Source organism: Bacteroides sp. OM05-12, assembly GCF_003438995.1.
In the GTDB taxonomy this organism is placed as follows: Bacteria; Bacteroidota; Bacteroidia; order Bacteroidales; family Bacteroidaceae; genus Bacteroides.
Genome location: NZ_QSUN01000001.1, coordinates 268,459 through 278,999 on the forward strand (window position 1 = coordinate 268,459; position 10,541 = coordinate 278,999).

General features: G+C 35.9%; 6 protein-coding genes. All 6 read right to left on the minus strand.

From position 1 onward, the window contains the following. Positions 1-70: 70 nt before the first annotated feature. A complete protein-coding gene (locus tag DXB63_RS00990) occupies positions 71-1,897 on the minus strand; it encodes a hypothetical protein (protein WP_147332241.1) in 1,827 nt (608 codons plus the stop codon). Between the two features lie 277 nt (positions 1,898-2,174). Then, entirely contained in the window at positions 2,175-6,770 is a 4,596-nt protein-coding gene (locus DXB63_RS00995; protein WP_158563607.1) for a T9SS type A sorting domain-containing protein, read from the minus strand. A 24-nt stretch (positions 6,771-6,794) separates the two neighbouring features. Beyond that, complete coding sequence (locus tag DXB63_RS01000; RefSeq protein WP_122124500.1) at positions 6,795-8,426, minus strand: T9SS type A sorting domain-containing protein; 1,632 nt, start codon at positions 8,424-8,426, stop codon at positions 6,795-6,797. A 112-nt stretch (positions 8,427-8,538) separates the two neighbouring features. After that, positions 8,539-9,447, minus strand: a complete 909-nt coding sequence (locus DXB63_RS01005; RefSeq protein ID WP_158563608.1) for an AraC family transcriptional regulator — start codon at positions 9,445-9,447, stop codon at positions 8,539-8,541. Between the two features lie 422 nt (positions 9,448-9,869). Continuing rightward, entirely contained in the window at positions 9,870-10,070 is a 201-nt protein-coding gene (locus tag DXB63_RS01010) for a helix-turn-helix transcriptional regulator (RefSeq protein WP_122124502.1), read from the minus strand. Beyond that, a complete protein-coding gene (locus DXB63_RS01015; protein WP_122124503.1) occupies positions 10,063-10,506 on the minus strand; it encodes a hypothetical protein in 444 nt (147 codons plus the stop codon). Before DXB63_RS01015 ends, DXB63_RS01010 begins: the two co-directional genes overlap by 8 nt. Between the last annotated feature and the right edge of the window lie 35 nt (positions 10,507-10,541).

The following is a 10,541-nucleotide window of genomic DNA, read 5'->3' on the forward strand; positions in this document are numbered from 1 at the left end:
TTATAATTAGACCATTATATTCTAAAGGTAAAAAAACAGGTGGACATTTTGGAATTATGTATCAATTCTTTCAGAAAGTATTGAGATAATCTTTCAATCCGGAGGCACTTCCTTTTCCTATAAGGGTTTCTGCCATTCTCTGGCATTGTTTGTAATAAGCTTCCTTACTCAGATTGCACAATACCATAATATACCTTGGCTTCACCTGTAACCGAATGAGGCAGCACAAGCAGGTTTTTTCGGTAGATTCCTGCAACAGGATGTACAGTCGCGAAGCGAAGTTGCAGGCTATCTCGTCCATAACGTTCATTAGTTGTTCTTGTGAGCGGGGACTCAGAATGTCTGTAACCACCCGGTCTACTCCGAAAGCCGGGATCTTTCTGGATATGGCAGTTGCTAAAAATAACCGCTTGAATTCGACAAAACAAAGTTCCTCATATTTACTTTTCTGGATGGATATTTCATTTTCTTGTTTCCGGTAAAGTGTCAGTTCTTCATCCTTTTCATGCGATATAAGCTCTTTCTCCTTCGATACAATACGTAAGTCAGCTTCAATTTGCTTTTTCTCCTGTTCTAATTGATGAATTTTCTTCTGATTGAGCTTTACTTGTTGGTTCCACTGTTGTATTTTCTGATTTAGAAGTAGCAGTTCGTTTTTCTGCTGTAACATTCTCTGTTGTAGTTTTTTCTTTTTAAAATAACTGTAGATATAAATATATGTACCCAAGAATAGCAAAACCACGATAATAAAAGAGGTTTGCAGTGTACGTGATTTCTGTTTTTCATAGTTTACTTGTAAGATAGCTTTCTCGGAGCGAAGCTTTTCTTCGTTATATTTCTTCTGAATATCGATCACCTTGTCAGGGATGGTATGCGCTATCACGCTATCATTCAAGGCAAGCAGCGTATCCACATATTCTAGGGCTTTGTGTGCATTTTGTTTGATTCGTTCTATGCGATAAAGTTTATCATAAACAGAAAGTTTCGTATACAACCTCGGATCATTTATACATTTGTGTAAATAGAGATAAGAAGAATCCAGTTCTCCCATTGTCATAAATAAGTTTGCTTTCTTGCTGTAGTAAAGCGTTAAATCTGATGAGTCTTTACCGACTTCCATATATTTCAGGGCCTTTGGAAAGTCATTTCTAAAAGTATATACTGTACTTAGTTCACGATAAACGGAGGATAGTAACTCATTCGCAGTACCATCGGCTAATAACCCGATAGCTTTATTGTAATAAATAATTGCCGTATCCACCTGCTGTTTACTATTTTCTTTGAAGAGTATGCTTTTCAAATGATAAGCTCTTGCCATATTTCTCAGTAGAAGTGGTTTATAATATGAACCACGTGGGATGCTGTCTGTGTGATTATAGGCGGTTTGGAAAACTCTAAGAGCGTTTTGAGGTAGATTCTGAAACAGATAAATCGTTCCTAAATGGTTGTAAGTCTCTGTGATAAGTGGCAAGTCATGAACCATATTGGCTTTATCAATGGCTTTTAAGGTATATAAAATGGCGATAGAATCCGAACCGGATGAAAGGTTTATCTTCGCCTTATAGAAATAGGCATAAGCCAGCTGAGAAGTGTTCCCTGTCTTCTCATAATAGTTAATTGCAGAATTGATAACCGAGTCGGAAGCAATGTCTTTCTTTAATGTAATATTGATTTTAGTTTGCAGCAAATTGTAGAAAGCTTCTTCTTCATGCGTAAAATTGCTTTGAACAGGAGATATTTGTAGGAGTACATTTGCTGCACTATCTGCATTTATATTTGCCAATGAATCAATGGAGATAAGTGTTGCACATATCTGTTTGTTCTTTTGACAAGCAAATAACAAGAAGATACACATTATGAATAATGTCGTGTAATAAAGTTGTGATGATACTTTCATTCCGCTGTTTTCGTAATTATAAGCATTCTTCGTTTACAAAACTATTCCTTTTTTTCGGATGAACAAGCATTATTTAGAGAAAAAGGTTTGAATACTATCTTTTTCGTATTATTTGCGGAACGATTTATGGATTAGAAGAAAAACAGCCTTAATATAAATTGTACCTCTCAAAATAAAAGAACCTTCACCGTGACTCTTTTCATGAATGTTTTAAGAGTACGGTGAAGGGTGAAATGCATATAAATATCAATCGTCTTTAGAATCTTCTACTAAAAGATTATCTTTTTATCATTAACTTCAGATTTGATATTCCTGTCGATGTCATAATGCGGACAATATAACTCCCTTCCGGTAAACCAAGGCGCATCTGATGGACTGGGGCATTGATTCCGTTATATTGTTCCAGTATAGAACCTTGCATATTGCAAATCCAAATTGTTTGGATGTCAGTACCTGCTGTGGAAATAGAAATTTCTCCTGCCGATGGATTCGGATAAAGTGCCACACTATTCGTTGTGATGGAATTGATGCTACTCGGATTAATATTTTCTATTTCTTTCGTGAAAGTGTCATTGCTATTATCTACGTCTTCTTCTAATTCCGTAGAGGCTGTTATCGCGTATTTTTTATAGGCGATGAACTCATACTTTGCCGGGAAAGTGTAATCCGTTGTTTCACCGGGTTGGATTGTTTCGGTAATTGTGCCCAATTGAGGCATCGTGCCTATTTTATATCTTACCGGAATTTGGCTGATAGCTGCTTCTCCAAAGTTTTTTACTTTGATCGTCACTTCTTGCGAGCCGAGTTCTTCACCACTCTCCGGAGATATGATGGCAATTACTCCTACATCCTGTTTTTGACATTTTACAGTTACCGTGCAAGCGTCATTATCCGGATTAACATCATTATTTACACTGGTATAGGCTTTGATGCGATATTCACCGACTTTCTTCATGTTTGCTGTTTGGGTAAAAGTATATTCTGCCGATTCTCCGGATTTAATTTCCGGTACAATACCCGTTAATATCTGAGGTGTTGTAGCAGCATCACTTGGATAAGTGATTTCTGCCGTAACCAGAACATCGAATAGATCGACTTCGCTGTAGTTCTTTGCTGTTATCCTTACTGTCTCTGTTAATGTAAGGATAGCATTTACGGGGTTTAAAACTGCCGTGACACCTGCATCGAAATCTTTATGCGTAGAGTTGACAGAAGTTTCCAAACGACTGTTTTCTTCGTTTATATCGCCTTCCATGTTTGCTGTAACTACAAAGTGATATGTCATTTCTTCGTAAAGATTGATTTTTTCATCAAATGTATATTGAATAGATTCTCCGTCAGCGATAGGTCCTGCTATGGTTCCTGTAAGAGTCTTTGAGTAAGAGCTTCCGGCTGTAACGACACACTGTACAGGAATATTCGTCAATATACCTTTCCCTGCATTTCCAATAGTTATGGTTACGGATTCTTCATTACTCAATAAGCCCGACTTAGGTGAATCAAGACTGACTATGGCAGCATCGACTATCGGCAAGCTCTTAATTTTGACGGAGAGTGTATTGTCGGTAGGAGTGGCATCTTCCAAAACGTCGGCGGTTACTTGAATGTCATATTCGCCCGGAGTATATAAATCGATTTCAGGGAATTCCATTGTATATGTATCATCATCCACAGATATATAATCAGAACAGAATGAATGATATTCTTTATTACCGATTTTACAAGTGAATGGTATACAGGACAATGGTAGTTTGCCTTTATTCAAGAATGTAACAATCAGTTTCTCTTTTGCAGAGAATATAGCGTCTTTTACCGGAGTTGTAATTGCCGACAGTTGAATATCAGGTTTGTCCGTTACTTTGTCAATTCTGGCGTTTGCCGAGATAAACAACGAAGGTACATTACCTGAAGGTTTAAAGCAAATGTTGTAGTTACCATCTGCCGGAACACTGAAATAGCCGATATATTCCGAGCCTTTTGTAACTTGTTCCAAATGTGTGATCGCTACTTGTTTTTGAGAAGCCACATCGTAGGCATATACTTCAAATGCAGTGGTATCGCCTTTTGTTACCCCGAAATTAAAATCGATTTTATATATGGCATCTTTTTCTAGAGTGAGACAAGGGGTTACTACCAAATCATTTGGCGTGACATTTTGATCACCGGTATATTGAAAACCGATGGTACTTCCGTTCTTTACCGGAATAAAACGACAGGCATCCTTATTTTCGTTGATTACAGTCCAATTGTCAATAGCCACAAGAGGTTTTGCGATATAAGGAATGGTTTCCGGATCAATATAAGTCAATTTTATACTTTGTATGTTATTCGCCTCGTCACCATCTCCTTTTGCAGTAACAGATAAAGTGAAGGTTTCTTCATCTGTGCCGTTGAAAGTCATATCTCGGTCAAAGTATACTAGGTATATATCATTGGGCGCTAAGGAGATATCAGAAAACTCTCTGATGATTTCTCCTGTTGAAAGCGAATTGGCTTTTAATGAGAAAGCGTTAATCACGTTTTTACCTTCGTTCTTAATGATTGCTCCAATGGGGACGGAGTTGTAGCAGGAAATAGATGTAGGTATTACTATTTCTTCCAATGAAAGATCTATATCATAAGTTTGTGTGATGCGGAACATTCCTAAAAAGATTTTAAAATCTATCGGTTGCGCATCTACGACACTGAATTCAAACTCATAAATTCCGGTTTTGTCTATTTCTATTTTCAGTACCGTTTCCTGATAGTCCGGTGAATTTATTTCACTGTTCCATATATTTTTTACCAGCGTTTTCACACCGTCTTCTACCTTATATATATTAACAGCAAGAGGCATACTCGCATCGGTTTTACCAACTTTGGAAAGGAATGATAGTTTGTATTGTATTCCTGTTTCCAGACGAATTGGGCGTGAACAAATCTGCTCGTCGGATGTCGGGATGGTAACAAGACTCTGACCGATAATTCCTCCTCCGTAACTGAATACATTTGTATTCAGACTATTATCCGAACCGGCACTGAATGTGTAATAATCGCCGTTCTTATTGACTATAGTCCAAAAAGACAGTTCTTCACTTTTTTGTGATGTAGTACCGAAATCCGGAATATACGGGATTCCTGTCACTGTACTGATATAGTCTGTAATAATACCATCATTGCCGGCATTTTGGTCGCCGGGTAATGAAGTCCATACAGATAAAAGATGTTTGGTATTTACATCCGAAAAATCTACTGCCTTTGGGAAAGTATAAACAAGCTGTGCATTGGGTTCCAATGTTTCTGCTATTGTTTCGGAAATAGTTTCACCATTGTTTATACGCATATTAATTTTCATTTGTCCGGCAGGGATGGTAGACATTCCCAAATTCTGAATTAATACTTTTACACTCTCGGAAGCTCCGAATAAATATTGGTTATTGACAGGAGAGAGTATGCCTATGATTCCTGCGTCAGTGCCCGATACTTCACGAATTGCGATATTGTCCACACGCATTTCTCCAGCTTCTGGAGAGCTGATACAATTGAATACAAAGTAATATATTCCTGTTGAAGGGACAGTATAACGTGCAAATTGATTTAGTGTATTATCGTTACCGATTGCTTCATTTCTCCATATCTCGTTTAATGGAGTTTCGAGATTCTTGTCATTCGTTGCATAAACGACCATTTTGTTAGGATTACTTCCATCATTTGCACTGTAAGCATTAAACTTTATACTGTATGTTTTCCCTTCTTCCAACCATACGGGACGGGATAACAGATATGCATCACAATTGTTATCCGCATACTCAGGCTCTATATACCAATAAAAAGGATTATCATAATTGTTGTCCCAATAAGCATTATCGCTTTTCTCAATCGTAGTCCATTGGTCATCACCTATTTCTACACGTCCTTCTTCTGTATTTACGAAACTTGGAATATAAGGAATTTGTGCGGTTACATTTTTTAAATAGCCCGTTAATTCATTATTATCCATATTCTCATCTCCTTCCATCCTGATTCCGGCTTTAATACTGAAAGAAGTAGATGCTGTTATAAAATCGGCTTTTCGGGTAAAAGTGTATTTTGATGTTTCTCCTGATAATATAGCCGGTTGAGGAACGTAGGTCTCTGCAACTTCCGGTTGACCCTCTATTTGATAGTATAATTGAATCGTAGTAATAGGCTGACTTCCGTTATTAACAAAACTAATAATAATCGGTTCTTCATCTCCGTAAGCATTGGTGGTTGGTCTTTTGCTATCGGTTGAATAATTAATCTGAGTTATCTGAGGTTCTATAGCCGGAAGTTCAGATATAAAAATTCCGTCTATATATCCCTCTAATCCTCTGGGATTCGTTTTCATTGTTGAGGCGTCTACATAAAATTGTAAATGTATCTTAGCTCCATTGAATTGACTAGGCAGAATATATTTGTATAAATTCCATTCTTTAATAAGCTCTGTATTATAAGAGTCTCCTTCTTGCGATGAAAATAGATTTTCCCATGTTTTTCCATCATCTTTTGTTACCCGAAAACGAAAATCTACTCCTCCACTAAAACAATAAGACAATTCATAACCATAAAAACCTACCTGAAGGTTGCTTTTTCCTGATAAATCTATTTCAGGGGAAGTTAATGTCAGTTGAGTTTCTTTTGAATGAAGCTCTAATTTTGCCGATTGTGTACTTGTTTCGTCGATTTCTGAAAATGAATCGAAATCATTCTCTTCGATTTCCCATAGCTCTGATGTTGTTTGGTTCTTTTGTTGCCATGTGGTCGGAAATGTTTCACTGTCGAATCCTTCTTTAAAAATTGTTGCTCCGAAGTATTGTGCATACGATGTTGTCCAAGCAACTAATGCTACAATAATAAATAATAGTTTTTTCATAAACATATTTTTTAGGATAGTGAATTATTTAATAATTAGTTTGCTATAAAAACGTTCATTTTTCGTCTGTACAGTAACTAAGTAGATTCCCGCAGGAAGTCTATTTATAGAAAAAGGATACTCATTATTGCCTTTTACTATGTCGATAGTTTCCGGATTGGCAACACTCTTTCCCTGAAGATCAGTCATGTGTATGGAAGCTTGAGTGGTTTGATTTGCATGTAAGTTTATCCATAATATTTTTTGCGTATGGTCGGTATAAACAAGGAGTGATTCTTGTTTATCTACATAATTGTTCTCAATGAAAGAACCTATTTTTTCCTTAATATTTTGTACATAAATATTCCCATCTTTCGCTTCAGAAGCACTTGTCCATGCTATTATAAATTGATCGGGAAAGGATACTAATCCTCCACGTCCTTTGTTGCCGGGAGCGTTGCTGATTGTTACATTATGATTTATTGTATTTCCATTTGAATCAACTTTACTATATTCTAAGGTCGCTTCATCAAATCGGGATGCATTTCTATATATAATAATAACTCCATCATCCATAGGGATTAGTCCATATATAGCGAATTCGGAGGCGTATTCGGAAGATATTTCATCATTCTGCCAAACAAAACTCCCTTTTTCGTCATATTTGCAAAGAGAAATGTATTTTCCCTCCAGATTTCCCAATGAATATGCAGTATACAATGACTTTTTACCTTGATCAGTACAAATGACGGGAAGGTCTTCCAATAAAACACCTTCTTCATCAAATACTTTGTTACCATCTACATCAATTCGTTGTGCTTTGCCGGCAACAGAAAAACTGGAAGCAGCATATCTCCATCCAGTTATAATCCCGTCCGCTCCATCACTTATGACTGATGGCTCTGATGTTGTTTTTACTGATCCCGTATCGTCTATCAAAACCTTTTCCGTCCATGCTTCTTCCCCATTAGCTGTATATTTCATAGCGAGATAATTCCCGCTATTTGCCTCATAATAGCAAACAATCATTCCGTCATTGCCGGAAGGGATCATGTCAAATATACCATTTGCACCGGATAATGGGATTGAGCCTCCCCATGCAGTGCCACCGTTTTCTAATAACTTGATAATTTTCACGTCAATTTGAGCACCTATCACATTTTGAAAGCCGATAAGTATATTGTTTGCTTTTGTAACGCAAACATGAGGGTTAAGTCCATCCCCCTCATTTTCTTTGATCAAAGGTATTCCTGTTTCTCCCCATAGTTGCTCTCCGCTTTGGGAAATTTTATAAGCGTATGGTTGCCATCGGCCGTTTCTTATTTCGCTATTAACAATGACGGCACAACCATCTTGTGTGACAGCAAAACCATATCCGCTGGTCCATGTCGGAGTTGGCTGTTTGGATACATATATGCCTCCTTTATCTAATAATTCTTTCCCGTCTTTATCCAATAATTGCAATTTGATACAGGCGTTCTGATTCTCCCAGGAAATCCACGCGATAAAAATCTTTTCATCCGACGTTTTACCTATTTGAACCATTTCCTGATTGCTATTACCGCTTTCAGAGATTAATAAATTCTCACTCAGATTTTCATTCCACTGTGCTTTTACATTTGAAGTGAAAATAACTGCCAATATAAAAGGCACTACTAAATGGTACAGTTTTCTCATAATGATAATTATTAAAGATTATGATACAAATATTGGAAATAAGGAGCAATTAATCGCCTCATTTTGTAAATTGAAACTAATTTCACTATTAAATATGATGTTGTTTGAAGAGCTATTTACTGTGTAGACTTTTGTATTGTTGAGGCGTCATGTTTTCGTATTTTTTGAAACTTCGGTTAAAGGTAGCTTTTGAGTTAAATCCGGCTTCAAATGAAATCGCTAAGAGAGTCAGTCTATCCATATGAGGATCTTGAATCATTTTTTTGACTTCTTCAACTCTATACTTATTAATATAATCAAAAAATGTATTGTTTAGTTTCTTGTTTAAGATAAGCGATAGATGATAACGGGGAATAGAAATAGCCTGTGAAACATCATTTAAACTGAGGTTCTGGTTCAGATACATTTTATCCACTTCCATTGCATAAATTAATTTTCGGATAACCTCGTTACAATAGCTATCTTCTAATTGGATATCTTTCTTTTCTTCTTCCAATTGTTCTTTCTCCGCTTTAAAAGTGTTTGTAGATATAGTTGAATCTTTGGAAAATCGAGCTGTTACGAATAGCTCTCTTTTAACAAATAAATAGAAAGAAATAACATAAATACTACTACCAACTAAAAAAAAGAGGAAATCGAAGTAATAGTCTTTTATCAGATTAAATGTATATAGATTGGAGCCTAATGTTCCAAAGAACCAAATTGCGAAAATTAATAAAATCAGGTTACGTAACCAATACATTGTGAGATGATCTATATTGGAATAGTTTTCTTTTACTTGTTTATGATAACGATTGATATACTTTAATGAAAGCGTTACGTAAATGACGCCCTGAAGTATGGCTATATTGTCTACAATGAAATGAACAGTTTTCATGTATGCAGTGGGAGGAGAAGTCATTAAATATATCTTTTCTTCACCGGATAAGGTGAAAAAAGGTAGGAAAGCAAGGAATGCCAATAAAGCCGGTATAAAATGTAATATGTCTTTTTTTCTGAATTTAAAGACTTTTAGGCTCATGTATTTCACATATAGAAAAGGGAAGACAAAGAACATTAAAAAGATGACATTATTAAACTTAAGCAAAAAATGATGGTGGAGGATATAATCAGCATTTTGGAATACTGTATATCGATAATAACACATTGAACCCCATACTAAGACTTGTAAGCTAAGTAGTCTGTTTGCCAGTCTGTTCTCTGATAGGCTGAATAATGAAATGGCCAATAATATACTTTGTACGAAACAGAGCAATAAAAAGAATTCTATAAAACTCATTATGTTTATTTTGCTTTGTGATATTTAGAGTATTGTACAAATGTATAAATAATAGTAGAATAAATGAGAGATGCCGAGAATTTATATACAAATTTTCTTAGAACTTCGGTTTCCAAGGCTTTAGCAAATTCATTTAGGAAACCGAAGCATGATTAATTATAATATCAGTCGTTCTCTTCCAGACTAAAAATATCATTCACTTGCTTATCAAAGATACGCGCTATTTTTAGTGCTAAAACAGTGGAAGGAACGTATTTGCCGGTTTCAATGGCATTGATTGTTTGCCGGCTCACTCCAACAGCCTCAGCGAGTTGTTGTTGCGTCATCTTTTTGATAGCTCTTTCCACTCGTATTGTATTAGTCATTATTTATCCTCCTAAATTTATATAATGCAATGTTGTATTTGATAATGAACAGGAATAATACCGTAAAAATATTAATATCGATAAAATACAGATAAGCAATGTCATAGATTAAAAAGGTAGCTACAATAAGTAATGCATAGTTCACGATGATAGCCCATACCAAAGAGTGCATTCTGATTTCGGCAATGCATTCATCTTCATCCCGTTCACGTGAAAATGCAATAAAAATCAGAGATACGGTTAATCCCAATACTATGAGTTCATCTCCCCAATCATCATTATTCATAATTCCAAAAGGAATTAATGAAAATACTTTAGAGCTCGGAAAGGTTAGATCGCAATTACATAAATAGGCTATACCCAGAACAAAGAAAGGAATAAACATGATCCAGCCAATCTTTCTGAAGATAACCGGAAAAAGATAGTTTGTTTTCATAATAATGTGTTTTTGTTACGCCATAAAAGTAATGT

Excerpts from the sequence above, each read along its gene's own strand:
- DXB63_RS00990 (WP_147332241.1), bottom strand. The coding sequence starts at position 1,897 with ATGAAAGTATCATCACAACTTTATTACACGACATTATTCATAATGTGT.
- DXB63_RS00995 (WP_158563607.1), bottom strand. The coding sequence starts at position 6,770 with ATGAAAAAACTATTATTTATTATTGTAGCATTAGTTGCTTGGACAACA.
- DXB63_RS01000 (WP_122124500.1), bottom strand. The coding sequence starts at position 8,426 with ATGAGAAAACTGTACCATTTAGTAGTGCCTTTTATATTGGCAGTTATT.
- DXB63_RS01005 (WP_158563608.1), bottom strand. The coding sequence starts at position 9,447 with ATGAGCCTAAAAGTCTTTAAATTCAGAAAAAAAGACATATTACATTTT.
- DXB63_RS01010 (WP_122124502.1), bottom strand. The coding sequence starts at position 10,070 with ATGACTAATACAATACGAGTGGAAAGAGCTATCAAAAAGATGACGCAA.
- DXB63_RS01015 (WP_122124503.1), bottom strand. The coding sequence starts at position 10,506 with ATGAAAACAAACTATCTTTTTCCGGTTATCTTCAGAAAGATTGGCTGG.